Genomic DNA, 14,388 nt, shown 5'->3' on the forward strand with positions numbered 1-14,388 from the left:
GCGTCAGTGGGCGATCGGAGCCGGCACGAGGCCGCGCTGAGCCGCTCGACGGTCACGCAGCACCGTCAGCAGGATGATCACCAGGCCGAGGAACGCCACGGCCGCGTTTGCGGTGGTGAGGAGGATCGCCTCACCGACTGTGGCGTTCTCCAGGTTCGTCAGGTGGTAGAAGAAGTGCGGCACCGCGAAGATCGAATAGGCTGCCGCGGCGGGGATGACGAAATGGGCCTTGGGCTTGACTGCCGCGATGCCCAGCAGCAGCGCGATCGCCAGTGTCGCGGTGCCGAAGTCCCGCGCGTAGTGCTCACTGAACGGCGGCGTGAGGTCCACTGTGGGGAAGTCCGTGTAGAAGCTCGCCGGCCATATCGCGTTCCAGGCCCCGACGACGAGCTCGTCGACGAACAAGACCGCCAACGCGATGCGGATGATGATGGTCACGGGTGCTGCCTCCCTGCGCTGTCCCGGCCCGACGTCCGGAGGTGTCGCCGCCCCGAGAGACGCCAGCCGACGCAACCAGACGCGTCGGACACCAGCGCCCGGTGGTGGGCGGGTTGTCACCAGGTATGGACCGAACAGCTCTCTCATTCGTGACAGGTCGCCGAGCGGCAGGCCCCGCTGTCACGAATCGCGGCGCCCGCTCGGTCCACCCCCGGACCGCGGCCTTGATCGCCTAGGTCGGCAGCGGCCCGGTCAGGTACCGCTGGATGGTCGGGCCGATGGCGGCGACAAGGGTCTCCGGGTCCGCCGAGGCGACCGGCTCCATCCGGACGACGTGGCGCATCAGGGCCAGGCCGATCATCTGGGTGGCCACCAGGGAACCGCGCAGCGGCAGCTCGTCCCTGTCGACGTCAAGCTGCTCCAGCACCCGCCGCAGCACCTGGGTGGTGACGAATTCGCGCAGCAGGCGGGCGGTCCACTCGTTGCTCACGGCGGAGCGCAGCAGCGCCTGCGCCGCAGTACCGGCCGGAGAGTCCCACACGCCGAGGAAGTTGCGCACCAGCCGCTCGCCGACGCCGTCCTCGTCGCCGGCGAGCACCGTCGGCACCAGCTGACCGGGGTCGACCGGGAAGTTCATCGCGGCGAGGAACAGCTGGTCCTTGCTGCCGAAGTAGTGATGCACCAGCGCCGGGTCGACCCCCGCCGCGCTGGCGATGGCACGGATCGAGGCGACGTCGAAGCCACGATCGGCGAACGCCGTGCGTGCCGCGTCGAGGATCGCCTCCCGGGTGCCCGGGTTGCCGGGTCGCCGACCGGTTCGCCGCGTCATCGTCGCCCTTCGTTTGGTTCCACAGGCGTAGCCGCACCACGGCCGCGCAGGTCTCAGCCGGTACGTCGGCGCAGGGTGGCCGCCGCGAGCACCAGCGCCAACACCACCGCGCCGAGCACCACCGCCACGTCCCGCCACATCGTGCCGGTCGGTTCGGCATGCGCGCCGACCTCCTGCAACGCCTCGACGGCGTACGACAGGGGGAAGACGTTACTGAGCGCCTGGAGCCAGCCGGCCATCTGGTCACGGGCCACGAACAGGCCGCACAGCAGCAGTTGAGGGATCACCACGACCGGCAGGAACTGTACTGCCTGGAACTCGGTGCGGGCGAAGGCGCTGCAGAGCAGCCCGAGAGCGACGCCGAGCACAGCGTTGACGACCGCGATCCCGATCACCAGACCGCTGCTGCCGGCCGTCTCCAGATCGAAGATCCAGTACGCCACACCGGCGGCGACCGTGGCCTGCACTGCGGCGGCCAAGCCGAACGCGATGCCGTACCCGAAGAGCAGGTCGAGCTTGCCCAGCGGGGTGGTGAGCAGGCGCTCCAGGGTGCCGGAGGTGCGTTCCCGGAGCATGGCGATGCTGGTCACCAGGAACATGATCACGAAGGGGAAGACGCCCAGCATCACCAGGGCGACCCGGTCGAACGTGGACGGTTGTCCGGGCGGGGTCGGCTGGTCTACGTACATGAAGTAGACGAGGGTGAGCAGGGCGGTCGGAACCACAAGGAGCAGCGCGATGGTGCGCCGGTCGTGCCGGAGTTGGCGCAGGATGCGACCGGTGGTGGCCGCCAGGATCCGCGGGTTCACGACGCCTCCCGTCCGGTGCCCGAGGTCCGGCCGAGGGTTTCCGTCGGGCCGGAGCGGGCCTCCTCGGCGCGGATCAGCCGCAGGAACGCCTCGTCGAGGTCGTCCACCCCGGCGGACGCGCGGATCGCTGCCGGACTGTCGTCGGCGATCAGCCGTCCCGCGCGGATCAGCAGCAGCCGGTCGCAGCGCGCCGCCTCGTCCATCACGTGGCTGGACACCAGCAGGGTGGTGCCGGCGGCGGCCATCGCGTGGAACCGGGCCCACAGGTCGGCGCGCAGCACCGGGTCCTGGCCGACTGTCGGCTCGTCGAGGATGACCAGCTCCGGGTTGCCGACCAGGGCGCAGGCCAGGGAAGCCCGGCTGCGCTGGCCGCCGGAGAGGGTGCCAACGAGTTGGGTGGCTGCGGCGGCCAGCCCGACATCGGTGACCGCCTGGTCCGCCTCGGCGCGACCGCGTCCGTGCAGGGCCGCGAAGTAGCGGGCGTTCTCGCGCACGGTCAGGTCGGCGTAGACGCTCGGCGCCTGGGTGAGGTAGCCGACCTGGTGCCGCAGCGCGGGAGCACCAGCCGGCTGGCCCAGCACGGTCACCGTCCCGGACGTGACCACCTGCACGCCGACCACCGCGCGCAGGAACGTGGTCTTGCCGCTGCCGCTGGGGCCGAGCAGCCCGGTGACGGCGCCGCGCGGAACGGTGCAGCTGATGCCGTCCAGCACCCGCCGGCCGCCCCGGTCGACCACCAGGTCACGGACCGCTATCGCGTCGGTCATTCCGTACCTCCGATGAAATTCAACACCCGATGAACTCAACGCTAGATGAGATATCGAGCCCACGCAATGCGGCCTACCGCACCCAACGGAAGAACGGGCAGTACGCTCCGGATCGGACAGCAGGTCCGCCATCGGGCATTGCGTACCGAACGGACGTACGGCACGATGGCGCGGTGGGTCACGCTCCGTTACCGCACGGCGGGTTTCTTGAGGACTGGGCCGCGCGTCTGCGGCAGGCTGCCGACCGGCCGGTCGTCGGCATCCTGCTGCGCGGCAGTCACGCCCGCCGGGCGGCCACCGCGCACAGCGACGTCGACCTCGACGTGCTCGTCGGGGGCGCACCGTACGCTGCCCGCCGTGCATACCTGACCGAGACCGCCGGCCGGGTCACCCATGTCTCGGTGGCCGCGCGTGACGTCCGCTCCTGGGTGCACCGGCTCGGCGAGCCGGCCGACTGGGCGTTCGGGTTGCCGGTCACCGCGCCGGCCCGGCTGCTCTGGGCCGACCCGCACTGGCGGCCCCGCATTGACCTGCCGGTGCTCTGCCAGCCCGCCGAACCGCCCCGGTTGGAGGAGCTGATCGCCGTGCTGGGCAAGGCCGCCGCCGCACGGGCCGCCGACGACCGCGTCGGGGTCCGGCTCGCCGTGGCGGACCTGGCGCGGTTGTGCCCGTCGGTGCTGCGCCCGGCGAACCCCTCGGTGCGGGTGCACTCCCGCCGGGCGGCGTTCGCGGCGGCCCTGGAGCTGCCGGTCGCCCCGCCCGGTTACCGGGAGGACATGCTGCTCTGCCTCGGGCTGCGCCCGGGGGCCAGCGGGCAGCTCTGGGCCGCCGCCGTACGGCTGGTCGCCGGCATCCTGCCGCTGGTCCGGCCGTACGCCGAGGAGATCGCCGAAGCGGCCGGCACCGACCTGGCGGACGCCCTGGTCGACGGCCGGCTGGACCGTTACGTGGCCCAGCTCGCCCGGCCGGTCCACCTCCGGTGGGAGCCGTCGCCGGTGCCCGCGCCGCGTGCGGGACAATGGGTCACTGTGCCCGTACCTGACGCGCCGCTGACCGGCGTCCCCAGCGATCCGAGCGGCGCGTCGGCTGCCGTGCCGGCCCGGCCGTCCCGGCTCGACCCGGCCATCGCGGAACGGCTGCGCCGTACCCCCGACGGCCTGGTCGCCGCCGTGGTCCGCGCCCACGACTCCGGCGAGGTGTTGATGGTCGCCTGGATGGACGACGAGGCGCTGCACCGCACCCTCACCACCGGCCGGGCCACCTACTGGTCGCGCAGTCGGCGCGAATACTGGGTCAAGGGCGCCACCTCCGGGCACCACCAGTACGTCCGCTCCGTCGCCCTGGACTGCGACGGGGACGCGCTGCTGGTCAGCGTGGAACAGGTCGGCGCGGCCTGCCACACCGGGCACCGGACCTGCTTCTTCACCGAGTTGCCCGTCACCAGCCCGGAGGCACGGTGACCGCGCGGGACGCGGCGCGCCGCAGCCCCGCCGCCGCGAACGAAAGGCAGGCTCAGCCATGACCGACGGCGCGGTGAGCCCCGACCCGGTCACCTTCACCGAGCTGGCGGCACGCTGGCGGGTGGTGCCGGTCATCCGGCGCCTGCTGGCCGACGCGGAGACTCCGGTCGGGGTCTACCGCAAGCTGGCCGGCGGCCCCGGCACGTTCCTGCTCGAATCGGCCGAACAGGGCGTCGGCTCGGCCGGCATGGCGTGGTCGCGGTACTCGTTCATCGGCGTGCGCAGCAGCGCCACGCTCGTCGAGCGCGACGGTGTGGCGACCTGGCTCGGCCAGCCGCCGGCCGGGCTGCCCACCGGCGGTGACCCGGTGGAGGTGCTGCGGGAGACCGTCGCGGCGCTGGCCGGCCCGGTCGGCGACGAGGCCGGCGGAATGCCGCCGCTGACCGGGGGCATGGTCGGCTACCTCGGCTACGACTTCGTCCGCCGCTTCGAGCGGCTGCCCGAGCTGACCGAGGACGACCTCGGCGTGCCGGAACTGGGCATGATGCTCGCCACCGACCTGGTGGTGCTCGACCACTACGACGGCTCGGCGATCCTGGTCGCCAACGCGGTGCTGCCGCCGATGGACACCGCGGACCGCGATGCGCAGGTCACCGCCGCCTATCACCACGCGGTGGGACGGCTCGACGCGATGACCACCGCGCTGTCCCGACCCATCCCGCCGATGATCTCCACGGTCGAGCGTCCGCCGGCCGGTGAGGTCCGGTGCCGTACGCCCGACGGCGGCTATCCGAAGGCGGTGGAGGCGGCCAAGGAGGCGATCCGGGCCGGCGAGTGCTTCCAGATCGTGCTGTCGCAGCGTTTCGAGCGGGAGACCCACGCCGATCCGCTGGACGTGTACCGGGTGCTGCGCACCAGCAACCCCAGCCCGTACATGTACCTGCTGCGCTTCGACGGGTTCGACATCGTCGGCTCGTCGCCGGAGGCGCACCTGAAGGTCACCGCCGGCTCGGACGGGCGACGGCGGGCATTGCTGCACCCGATCGCGGGCACCCGGCCGCGTGGCGGCACCGCGGCCGCCGACGCCCGGCTCGCCGCCGAACTGCTCGCCGACCCGAAGGAACGGGCCGAGCACGTGATGCTGGTCGACCTGGGCCGCAACGACCTGGGCCGGGTCTGTGAGCCGGGCAGCGTGGAGGTGCCCGAGTTCGCCACCATCGAGCGGTACAGCCACGTGATGCATATCGTGTCGACCGTGACCGGCACGCTGCGTGACGATCGTGGCGCGTTCGACGCGCTCGCCGCGACCTTCCCTGCCGGCACGCTGTCCGGTGCGCCCAAGGTGCGCGCCATGGAGATCATCGAGGAGTTGGAGCCGGTCCGACGCGGCCTCTACGGCGGCACGGTCGGCTACTTCGGCTTCGGCGGTGACCTGGACATGGCGATCGCCATCCGGACCGCGCTGATCCGCGACGGCCGCGCGTACGTGCAGGCGGGCGCGGGGGTGGTCGCCGACTCGGATCCGGTCGCCGAGGACCAGGAGACCCGCGCCAAGGCCGCGGCCGTGCTGGCTGCGATAGCAGCCGCCGAAACGTTACGGCCGGCCCGGTGAGCGCGAGGAGTGCAGCGCAGCGGAGCCCCGCAGTCGCGAACGAAAGGCAGACCCGATGAGTGTTGGCGACCGGCTGGAGGCCGGGGGTCGGGCTGCGTCGGGTCGGCGTCAGCTGACGTACGCGGTGCTGCTCGGCCTGGTTGGCGCGGCCCTGGCGCTGTGGGCGGCGACCCGGAGTTGGTCGGTGGAGTTGACCGTGCGCCCGGCTCCGCTGCCGCCGGTGCGCGAGGTTCGCAGTGGGGCTGCCCTGCTGCCGTGGCTGCCGGCGTTGGCTCTGGTCGCGTTGGCCGGTGGGGGCGCGGTGCTGGCCACCCGGGGTTGGCTGCGCCGGATCGTGGGTGTGCTGCTCGGGGTGCTCGGCCTGGCCGTGGCGGTCGGCGGCGGGTACGGGCTGGTCGCCGACCTCGACGGTGTGGTGAGCCGGCAGTGGCCGGCGCTCTGCCTGTTGGGCGGCCTGCTGGCCGCCGTGGGCGGTGGGTGGACCGCGCTGCGGGGCGGCGCCTGGCCGGCGATGGGCGCCCGGTACGAGCGGCCGACGCGAACCGTCACGGAGAGTGATTCTGCGGCGGTCGCACCGCCCGGCCCGATGGCCGGGCGGCGGACCACCGAGGCGTGGGACGCGCTGGACCGGGGCGAGGATCCGACGGCCGGCTGACCCGACGGCCGTCGGCTCGACGCGCAGCCGGTGTGGCCCCTGAGGGTTGGTCAGCCGACGGGCTGGTGCTCCCGCTGCTGCTGGCGGCGTGCGGCGGCGCGGGCGGCGGCCAGCTCGGCCACCAGCCGGTCCAGTTCGGCGCGCTTGTCGGCGCGGGCTCGGTCGGCGCAGACCGCCTCCCAGGCGTTGCCGCGCGCTGTGCGCACGCGGGCCTCGCCGACGACGGCCCGTTCCAGGGTGTGCACCACCCCGACGGCAAGTGACGCCACGGTCCGCGAGATGGTGGTCAGCCCGATGCTCGGGTTCGGCTCGGCAATGCTCATTGGTCACCCCACACGAGGAGTTGGCGACGGTCGGGCAGGTCGCCATCGAGTCTGCCCGAGGACGATGCTGACCGGCTGACGTTTCGCCGGGGTGACCGCCCGGTCAACTGTCTCGTCCCGGCCCTGACCTGGGACCGGCCGTTCGGCCTTGAGTTCGCTCACAGTATCGATCGACGTCGTTGTGGGCGGGCGTCGACCCGGAACTAGTGGCATGATCGATGGGTCGGCCCGGTTCGACCGGTGCCGCCGGGCTCCCGTCGGATGGCGGCGGTCGATACCGGAGGTGGCGCTGCGTGACATCCCGTTCACGGCAAGTCGGCCATTATGCCGCAGCCCTTTTCGTGAGCAGCGCCATACCCCCGGCCTCCCGGCGTCGGTCGGCTGCCCCTAGCATCGGCCCATGACACCCGGAGAGGGGAGTCCGTTGGTGACTGCTGAGCATGCGCACGCGGAGGGGGACGACGCCGGTCAGGCAGCGTCCGTAAGCGTGCTCGACGAGATCCTGGCTGGCGTGCGCGAGGACGTCGCCCGACGCCAGGAGCAGGTTCCGTTGGAGCGGATCCGTGAACTGGCAGCGGCGGCGCCGCCGCCGCTGGACGCGTACGCGGCGCTGCGTAAGCCCGGCGTCGCGGTCATCGCCGAGGTGAAGCGCTCCTCGCCGTCGAAGGGCCGGCTGGCCGAGATCGCCGATCCGGCCGATCTCGCCGTCGACTACGCGGCCGGCGGTGCGCGGGCGATCAGCGTGCTGACCGAGGGGCGCTGGTTCGGCGGCTCGTTGGACGACCTCGCGGCCGTCCGGGCCGCGGTCACCGTGCCGGTGCTGCGCAAGGACTTCGTGGTCTCCAGCTACCAGGTGCACGAGGCACGCGCCCATGGCGCAGACCTGGTCCTCCTGATCGTCGCCGCGCTCGAACAGAACGTGCTGATGGGCCTGCTGGAGCGGATCGAGTCGCTGGGCATGACCGCTCTCGTCGAGGTGCACGACGAGGAGGAGGCCGACCGTGCCCTGGAGGCCGGCGCGCAGGTGATCGGGGTCAACGCCCGCGACCTGCGTACCCTGGAGGTCGACCGGTCGGTGTTCGAGCGGATCGCGCCCGGCCTGCCCAGCAGTGTCGTCAAGATCGCCGAATCGGGCGTCCGTGGGCCGCACGACCTGATCCGGTACGCCTCCGCGGGCGCCGACGCGGTCCTCGTCGGCGAGGGCCTGGTCACCCAGAAGAGCCCCCGCGAGGCGGTCGCCGAGCTGGTCAACGCCGGCAACCACCCGGCAACGCCCCGGCCGGTGCGCTGACCCGCGCCGGTGTGACGCCCCACCGAGAGGATTTCCGATGAGCGCCGATGCGCTGGCCCCGGTGGCCGGCTCGCAGCCCGACTCCGCCGGCCACTTCGGCCGCTTCGGCGGTCGGTTCGTGCCCGAGGCCCTGGTGGCCGCGTTGGACGAGCTCGACGGGGCGTGGCGCACGGCGATGACCGACGAATCTTTCCGGGCCGAGTTCGGCGCGCTGCTGCGGGACTACGCGGGTACGCCGTCGCTGCTCTACGAGGCCCGGCGGTTCTCCGCGAAGGTCGGGGCGCGCGTGCTGCTCAAGCGCGAGGACCTCAACCACACCGGCGCGCACAAGGTGCGCAACGTGCTCGGCCAGGCGCTGCTCACCAGGCGGATGGGCAAGACCCGCGTGATCGCGGAGACCGGCGCCGGTCAGCACGGCGTGGCCACCGCGACGGCGGCCGCCCTGTTCGACCTGGAGTGCGTGGTCTACATGGGCGAGGTCGACACCGAGCGGCAGGCCCTCAACGTGGCCCGGATGCGGATGCTCGGCGCCACCGTCGTCCCGGTCACCACCGGTTCGCGCACCCTCAAGGACGCGATGAACGAGGCGATGCGTGACTGGGTTGCCAACGTCGACGAGACGCACTACCTGATCGGCACCGCCGCCGGGCCGCACCCGTTCCCGGCGATGGTCCGAGACTTCGTCCGTGGCATCGGCGACGAGGCCCGCCAGCAGTGTCTCGACCTCACCGGCGCGCTGCCGGACGCGGTGACCGCCTGCGTCGGCGGCGGCTCCAACGCGCTGGGCATCTTCCATGCCTTCGTCGGCGACGAGGACGTGCGGCTGTACGGCTTCGAGGCCGGCGGCGACGGGGTGACCACCACCCGGCACGCGGCCAGCATCACCGGCGGGTCCGCGGGCGTGCTGCACGGCGCCCGCACGTACGTGCTGCAGGACGCCGACGGGCAGACGCTGGAGTCGCACTCGATCTCTGCCGGCCTGGACTACCCGGGCGTCGGGCCGGAGCACGCCTGGCTGCACGACACCGGCCGGGCCAACTACCTGCCGGTCACCGACGACGAGGCGATGGCCGCGTTCGAGATGCTCTGCCGCACCGAGGGGATCATCCCGGCGATCGAGAGCGCGCACGCGCTCGCCGGCACCGTCACGCTGGCCCCGAAGCTCGCCGCCGAGCTGGGCCGGGAGCCGACCATCGTGGTGAACCTCTCCGGGCGGGGCGACAAGGACGTGCACACCGCCGGGGACTACTTCGGCATCCTCGACAAGGAGCGGTGAGATGAGCCGGATCGGGGTGGCCTTCGACAAGGCCCGAGCCGACGGACGGGCCGTCCTGGTCGGCTGCATGCCGGCCGGGTTCCCGACCGTCGAGGGCAGCATCGCGGCCATGACGGCGATGGTCGAGGCCGGCGTCGACGTCATCGAGGTGGAGATCCCGTACTCCGACCCGGTGATGGACGGGCCGGTCATCCAGAAGGCCAGCGACATCGCGCTGGCCGGCGGCGTCCGTACGGCGGACACGCTGCGCATCATCGAGGCGGTCGCGGCCACCGGCGCGCCGGTGGTCACCATGACCTACTGGAACCCCGTCGAGCGGTACGGGGTGGACGTGTTCGCCCGCGACCTCGCCGCCGCCGGCGGGACCGGCCTGATCACCCCGGATCTGATCCCCGACGAGGCGGACGAGTGGCTGGCCGCCTCGGACGCGCACGGGCTGGACCGCACCTTCCTGGTCTCGCCGTCGTCCACCGACGCCCGGTTGGCGATGACAGTGGAGCACTGCCGTGGCTTCGTCTACGCCACCGCCGTCATGGGGGTCACCGGCGCCCGTGCGCGTACCTCCGATGCCGCTCCCACCCTGGTCTCCCGGGTCCGCGCGGTCACCGACCTGCCGGTCGGTGTCGGTCTGGGCGTGGGCACCGGCGCGCAGGCCGGCACGGTCGCCGGGTACGCCGACGGAGTGATCGTCGGCAGCGCGCTGATCCGTTGCCTGCTCGACGCGCCATCCGAGGCCGAGGGGCTGGCCGCGCTGCGTACCCTCAGTGCCGAACTCGCCGAGGGCGTCCGCAACCCCGTCCGCTGACCACTGCGGTGCTCGGCCGCCCTCCGCCGCCGTCCAGGCGCTGCGCGACGCCAGGGCGGGCGTAGGTGCTCGATCGCGTGATGCCCGCCGGGTCGCCTGCCCGCAGGCAGAGGACGCACCGAGGTGCGTGCGGGGCCGGTGCGGTCACTGTCGCAGTGGCGGGCCTGGCGCCACTGCGCTGCGCTGCTCCGGTGGCTGCCCCGCGTTGGCGTGAGCAGCTACCGGTGGCGCTGCCGGATCCGGGGAGCCGGGCGTCCCCCAGCCGTCGCGAAGCACCCCGGAGCGGCCGGCGACCGCGTCGGCGACGGCTGCTCGGGTCAGCGGGGTGACCGCCTCGGGCAGCGCGGTGGGGGTGTGCCAGGACAGCCGGCAGCCCGGCGGCGGGTCGGCGCTCGGCCCGATCTCCGCCGCGCGTGCGCGGAACACGTGCACCAGGATGTCCGGCAGTGGCCCGGCACGCCCGGCCAGCGTGTTCGCCGTGGGGCTGCTCAGGTGGTAGACCCCGACCAGGTCGACCAGTTCGATCTCCCAGCCGGTCTCGGCGCGGATGTCCCGCAGCGCCGCCCGCACCGGACTCTCCGCCGGGCGCAGCCGGCCGCCGGGCAGTGCGTACCGGCGCTCGCCCTGCCGGCAGAGCAGCACCCGGCCGGTGTCGTCGGTGACGACCGCGGCGACCGCCCAGGTGAGCGTGCTCATGGACAAAGAGCCTACGGCGGCGCAAACCAGAAGTCATCGGGATGGCCACCGGTGGCCCGGGGTGCCGCTGTGGGGGCGGACAGCGGTAGCGTGTGCACCCGTGACCTACGCCTCGCTGTCCCCCCAGGCGGCCCTGCCCAGTCCCAGCACCGCGGTCTGGCAGCTCGGGCCGGTTCCGATCCGGGCGTACGCGCTGTGCATCATCGTCGGCATCGTGCTGGCCTGCTGGGTCACCGAGCGCCGCCTGCGCCAGCGGGGTGTCGCGCCGGGAGCGGTGCTCGACATCGCCGTCTGGGCAGTGCCCGCGGGCATCATCGGCGCCCGGATCTACCACGTGCTCACCTCACCGGAGAAATACTTCGGCGCCGGTGGTGACCCGATGAAGGCGTTCGCCATCTGGGAGGGCGGTCTCGGCATCTGGGGCGCGGTCGCCGGTGGCGCGGTCGGCGCCTGGATCGCGGCCCGGCAGCTCGGCATCCCGTTCACGGTGGTGGCCGACGCGTTGGCCCCCGGGCTGCCGCTGGCCCAGGCGGTCGGGCGGGTCGGCAACTGGTTCAACAACGAGCTGTTCGGCGGCCGGACCACCCTGCCGTGGGGTCTGGAGATCCACCGGATGGACCCGGACAATCCGGGGCACGCGTTGCGGGACGACGCGGGCCAGCCGATCCTCGAACCGGGCCTCTACCAGCCGACGTTCCTCTACGAGGCGCTGTGGAACCTCGGCGTGGTCGCGTTGGTCCTGATCCTGGACCGCAAGCTGCGGCTCGGACGGGGCCGGGCGTTCGCGCTCTACGTGATGGGCTACACCGTCGGCCGGTTCTGGATCGAGCTGATGCGCACCGACGACGCCAACCAGATCCTCGGTGTCCGGCTCAACGTCTGGACGGCGACCCTGGTCTTCCTCGGCGCGTTGATCTACTTCGTGCGGGTCCGCGGCCCCCGGGAGTATCTGATCCCGCTCGGCGCGGCGGCCACGCCGACCCCGTCCGCGACGTCCGACCTGTCCCAGGTCGACCTCTCCGAGCGGGAGACCGGCGCGCAGGCTGCCGCCCCGGAGGGTTACCGGGTGGTCAGCGAAGAGCAGTTCCACGCCTGGCGGGACACCGGCGTGGCACCGCCCGAGCCGGCCGACGACGACGTCAGCGCCGAGGGCGACGAGCCGACCGGCGGGGCCGCGACCGGCGACCGAACGCCGACCGACGGCACGGCGGCCGGCACGCGGGAGGCACTCGACGGCGACCGGGCCGACGCCACCGGCGCACGCCCCGCCGACCGGGACAGCTGAGCGGGGGCCGATACCGATGCGCAGCGCGGTGGTGGTCGGTGCCGGGGTCGGTGGCCTCGCGGTCGCTGGCGCGCTGGCCCGCTCCGGTTGGCAGGTCACCCTGCTGGACCGCGCCGAGCGGGTCCGTCCCGAGCCGACCGCCGTCGTGCTCTGGCCCAACGGTGTGCGCGCGTTGCAGGCTCTCGGCCTCGGCGCCGGCCTGGCCGCCATCGCCACCCCGCTGCCCGACGGCGGTGTCCGCCGCCCGGACGGGCACTGGCTGGTGCAGCCTCGACCGACGTCCGTCGAGCGGATGCCGGTGGTGGTGCACCGGGAGGACCTGCACGACGCGTTGATCGCCGGGCTCGGCGAGCGCGTCGAACTGCGCACCGGCGTGACCGTGCGCCACGTCCGGGTCGAGCCGGGTGAGCGGCCGGGCGTCAGCGACGGACGGCACACCATCGAGGCCGACCTGGTGGTCGCCGCCGACGGCACGGACAGCGTCATCCGCCGTCAACTGGCCCCCGAATCCAGGGTGGTCAGCTCCGGCTGCGCCGCCTGGCGTGCCGTCATCCCCTGGTACCGGGCACCCCGGCTGCCCGCCGACCAGCCGATCGCCGGTGAGGTCCTCGGCGCGGGCTACCGTTTCGTGGCCGCCTCGCTGGGCGAGCGCGGCTCCTCGGGCGGCTCCACCCGGGGTGGCATCTACTGGGTGGCCACCGCGGCCGGCGCGCCCCGTCCGGAGCCGCCGGAGACCCAGCTAGCCCTGCTGCGCCGCTGGTACGCGGGCTGGCCGGCGCCGATCGCCGATTTACTCGACGCCACCGACCCGACCGACCTCGTCCAGCAGGAGGTCCGTGAGCTGCGCCCGTTGCCCCGCGCGTACGGCTTCCCGGCCGGGCCGGGCGGCGTGGTGCTGCTCGGCGACGCGGCGCATGCCATGCCGCCGCACCTCGGCCAGGGCGCGTGCCTGGCGTTCGAGGACGCCGCCACGCTTGCCTCACTGCTGCGCGAGGCCCGACTGCCCGACGCGGTGCAGGCGTACGACCGGGTGCGTCGCCCCCGGGCGGCGACGGTGGTCCGGCAGACCCGGCGCATGTCGGCGGTGCTCCAGACCCGGGGCCGGTTGGCGCTGCGCGCCCGGGACGCCGCACTCGGCACGATCAACTCGCGGCTGCTCTCCAGCGCCGCCGCCTCCGCCGCCCAGTGGCGCCCGCCGGCGTGACCCGTCCCGATGCTCAGGGGATGAGGGCGGCGGGTTCGGCAATGCAGGCGGTGCCGACGCGCCGGAAGCCGACCCGCAGGTAGACCCGGGCGATCTCCTCGCTGCCAGCGGACAGGAAGACGAGGTCGGTGCCGGCGGCGAGCAGTTCCCGGGCGAGGGTGGCGGTCAGCGCGGCGCCCATCCCGCGACGGCGGGCGACGGGCAGCGTGGCCACCCCGGCGATCTCCGCGACGTCGCCCACCCGCATCGCCATGCCGCTGGCCAGCGCACCCTCGGTCGGCGTGCCGGCCAGGGCGGAGATCCGTCGGCCGTCGGCGATCCGGGCACGCTCCTCGTCCAGCGCGGCCAGCTCCAGCTCGGTGACCGCCGCGTCCCGTTCGGCCGGCCCGGCCTCCCCGGGCGCGGTGCCGGCCGCGCTGAACGCCACGGCGGCCACCGCCCGCCGTGCGGCGACGTCGGCGGCGAAGTCGGGTGAGTCCGCCGCCAGCACCCGCACCGGTACGTCGGACAGCGTCGCCGGGTCCGGCAGCGCGGCCGGATCGAGCACCATCAGCGGCGCCTCCAGCACGCTCAGCCCCGCAGAGCGGGCGACCGCCAGCAGGTCAGGGGTGGTGTCGTGCACCCACTCGAAGGCCTCGGGCAGGCCCAACGTGCGCTGTCGCTCCCGCACCGAGGTAATGTCGGCCAGGGACGGCGGCTCGTTGGCGCCGATCCGGGGCCGGGCGTAGAACGGCCAGCCGGCGCCTTCGCGGACGAACAGCACCAACGCGCCATGTTCTTCCGCGCCGGCGACGTCCCGGGGCACAGCGTCGTAGAAGCGTTCCAAACGGTCGAAGACGTCCTTGTGTAGCGGATCCACCGCGCGAGACTACACGTCCCAGACTCTGGACGGTGTGATCAATCTTGAGTGCCCTTGCGCTTACCCCCCTAACGTAGAC

General features: G+C 73.4%; 15 protein-coding genes and 1 pseudogene. 9 read left to right on the top strand and 7 right to left on the bottom strand.

Annotated elements, in window-relative coordinates:
* Positions 1 to 3: 3 nt before the first annotated feature.
* The 4 genes from ABZ808_RS25355 to ABZ808_RS25370 form a co-directional block, all read right to left on the bottom strand.
* Entirely contained in the window at positions 4 to 438 is a 435-nt protein-coding gene (locus ABZ808_RS25355) for a hypothetical protein (protein ID WP_357011069.1), read from the bottom strand.
* 232 nt (positions 439 to 670) lie between these two features.
* A complete protein-coding gene (locus ABZ808_RS25360; RefSeq protein ID WP_357011071.1) occupies positions 671 to 1,267 on the bottom strand; it encodes a TetR family transcriptional regulator in 597 nt (198 codons plus the stop codon).
* 53 nt (positions 1,268 to 1,320) lie between these two features.
* Entirely contained in the window at positions 1,321 to 2,076 is a 756-nt protein-coding gene (locus ABZ808_RS25365) for an ABC transporter permease (RefSeq protein ID WP_357011073.1), read from the bottom strand.
* Positions 2,073 to 2,843: an ABC transporter ATP-binding protein gene (locus tag ABZ808_RS25370; RefSeq protein ID WP_357011075.1), complete on the bottom strand. Its 771-nt coding sequence runs from the start codon at positions 2,841 to 2,843 to the stop codon at positions 2,073 to 2,075. Before ABZ808_RS25370 ends, ABZ808_RS25365 begins: the two co-directional genes overlap by 4 nt.
* 29 nt (positions 2,844 to 2,872) lie before the next feature.
* Here ABZ808_RS25370 and ABZ808_RS25375 point away from each other — a divergent pair.
* The 4 genes and pseudogenes from ABZ808_RS25375 to ABZ808_RS25390 form a co-directional block, all read left to right on the top strand.
* A pseudogene (locus tag ABZ808_RS25375) lies at positions 2,873 to 3,703 on the top strand (hypothetical protein); the annotation flags it as partial.
* 168 nt (positions 3,704 to 3,871) lie between these two features.
* A complete protein-coding gene (gene hisI / locus ABZ808_RS25380) occupies positions 3,872 to 4,303 on the top strand; it encodes a phosphoribosyl-AMP cyclohydrolase (protein ID WP_357011237.1) in 432 nt (143 codons plus the stop codon).
* A gap of 58 nt (positions 4,304 to 4,361) precedes the next feature.
* Entirely contained in the window at positions 4,362 to 5,915 is a 1,554-nt protein-coding gene (locus ABZ808_RS25385) for an anthranilate synthase component I (protein ID WP_357011077.1), read from the top strand.
* A 55-nt stretch (positions 5,916 to 5,970) separates the two neighbouring features.
* The gene (locus ABZ808_RS25390; protein ID WP_357011079.1) at positions 5,971 to 6,570 is read left to right on the top strand and encodes a Trp biosynthesis-associated membrane protein; all 600 of its coding nucleotides are present in this window, start codon (positions 5,971 to 5,973) and stop codon (positions 6,568 to 6,570) included.
* A gap of 50 nt (positions 6,571 to 6,620) precedes the next feature.
* On the opposite strand, the gene ABZ808_RS25395 is transcribed toward ABZ808_RS25390, so the two are convergent.
* Positions 6,621 to 6,893, bottom strand: coding sequence for a hypothetical protein (locus ABZ808_RS25395; protein ID WP_357011081.1), 273 nt, complete (start codon positions 6,891 to 6,893; stop codon positions 6,621 to 6,623).
* A gap of 487 nt (positions 6,894 to 7,380) precedes the next feature.
* Between ABZ808_RS25395 and trpC the strand changes: the two genes are divergently transcribed.
* The 3 genes from trpC to trpA are packed head-to-tail and all read left to right on the top strand — an operon-like array spanning position 7,381 to position 10,265.
* A complete protein-coding gene (gene trpC, locus ABZ808_RS25400; protein ID WP_172862221.1) occupies positions 7,381 to 8,184 on the top strand; it encodes an indole-3-glycerol phosphate synthase TrpC in 804 nt (267 codons plus the stop codon).
* Between the two features lie 37 nt (positions 8,185 to 8,221).
* Positions 8,222 to 9,460, top strand: coding sequence for a tryptophan synthase subunit beta (gene trpB / locus ABZ808_RS25405; RefSeq protein ID WP_357011083.1), 1,239 nt, complete (start codon positions 8,222 to 8,224; stop codon positions 9,458 to 9,460).
* Position 9,461: 1 nt separating this feature from the next.
* Positions 9,462 to 10,265 carry a tryptophan synthase subunit alpha gene (gene trpA, locus ABZ808_RS25410; RefSeq protein WP_357011085.1) on the top strand — a complete coding sequence of 268 codons (804 nt, stop codon included), beginning with the start codon at positions 9,462 to 9,464 and terminating at the stop codon, positions 10,263 to 10,265.
* A 144-nt stretch (positions 10,266 to 10,409) separates the two neighbouring features.
* On the opposite strand, the gene ABZ808_RS25415 is transcribed toward trpA, so the two are convergent.
* Entirely contained in the window at positions 10,410 to 10,961 is a 552-nt protein-coding gene (locus ABZ808_RS25415; protein ID WP_357011088.1) for an NUDIX hydrolase, read from the bottom strand.
* Positions 10,962 to 11,061: 100 nt separating this feature from the next.
* Here ABZ808_RS25415 and lgt point away from each other — a divergent pair, with 100 nt between their 5' ends.
* Positions 11,062 to 12,246: a prolipoprotein diacylglyceryl transferase gene (lgt, locus tag ABZ808_RS25420; RefSeq protein ID WP_357011090.1), complete on the top strand. Its 1,185-nt coding sequence runs from the start codon at positions 11,062 to 11,064 to the stop codon at positions 12,244 to 12,246.
* 16 nt (positions 12,247 to 12,262) lie between these two features.
* Complete coding sequence (locus tag ABZ808_RS25425) at positions 12,263 to 13,450, top strand: FAD-dependent monooxygenase (protein ID WP_357011091.1); 1,188 nt, start codon at positions 12,263 to 12,265, stop codon at positions 13,448 to 13,450.
* 13 nt (positions 13,451 to 13,463) lie between these two features.
* Here the strand turns inward: ABZ808_RS25425 and ABZ808_RS25430 are convergent, their stop codons facing one another.
* Positions 13,464 to 14,309, bottom strand: coding sequence for a GNAT family N-acetyltransferase (locus ABZ808_RS25430; protein ID WP_357011093.1), 846 nt, complete (start codon positions 14,307 to 14,309; stop codon positions 13,464 to 13,466).
* Between the last annotated feature and the right edge of the window lie 79 nt (positions 14,310 to 14,388).

The sequence above is a fragment of the Micromonospora sp. NPDC047527 genome (genome assembly GCF_040643015.1).
GTDB lineage: Bacteria > Actinomycetota > Actinomycetes > Mycobacteriales > Micromonosporaceae > Micromonospora.

Excerpts from the sequence above, each read along its gene's own strand:
- ABZ808_RS25360 (WP_357011071.1), bottom strand. The coding sequence starts at position 1,267 with ATGACGCGGCGAACCGGTCGGCGACCCGGCAACCCGGGCACCCGGGAG.
- ABZ808_RS25370 (WP_357011075.1), bottom strand. The coding sequence starts at position 2,843 with ATGACCGACGCGATAGCGGTCCGTGACCTGGTGGTCGACCGGGGCGGC.
- ABZ808_RS25385 (WP_357011077.1), top strand. The coding sequence starts at position 4,362 with ATGACCGACGGCGCGGTGAGCCCCGACCCGGTCACCTTCACCGAGCTG.
- ABZ808_RS25390 (WP_357011079.1), top strand. The coding sequence starts at position 5,971 with ATGAGTGTTGGCGACCGGCTGGAGGCCGGGGGTCGGGCTGCGTCGGGT.
- ABZ808_RS25395 (WP_357011081.1), bottom strand. The coding sequence starts at position 6,893 with ATGAGCATTGCCGAGCCGAACCCGAGCATCGGGCTGACCACCATCTCG.
- trpB (WP_357011083.1), top strand. The coding sequence starts at position 8,222 with ATGAGCGCCGATGCGCTGGCCCCGGTGGCCGGCTCGCAGCCCGACTCC.
- trpA (WP_357011085.1), top strand. The coding sequence starts at position 9,462 with ATGAGCCGGATCGGGGTGGCCTTCGACAAGGCCCGAGCCGACGGACGG.
- ABZ808_RS25415 (WP_357011088.1), bottom strand. The coding sequence starts at position 10,961 with ATGAGCACGCTCACCTGGGCGGTCGCCGCGGTCGTCACCGACGACACC.
- ABZ808_RS25425 (WP_357011091.1), top strand. The coding sequence starts at position 12,263 with ATGCGCAGCGCGGTGGTGGTCGGTGCCGGGGTCGGTGGCCTCGCGGTC.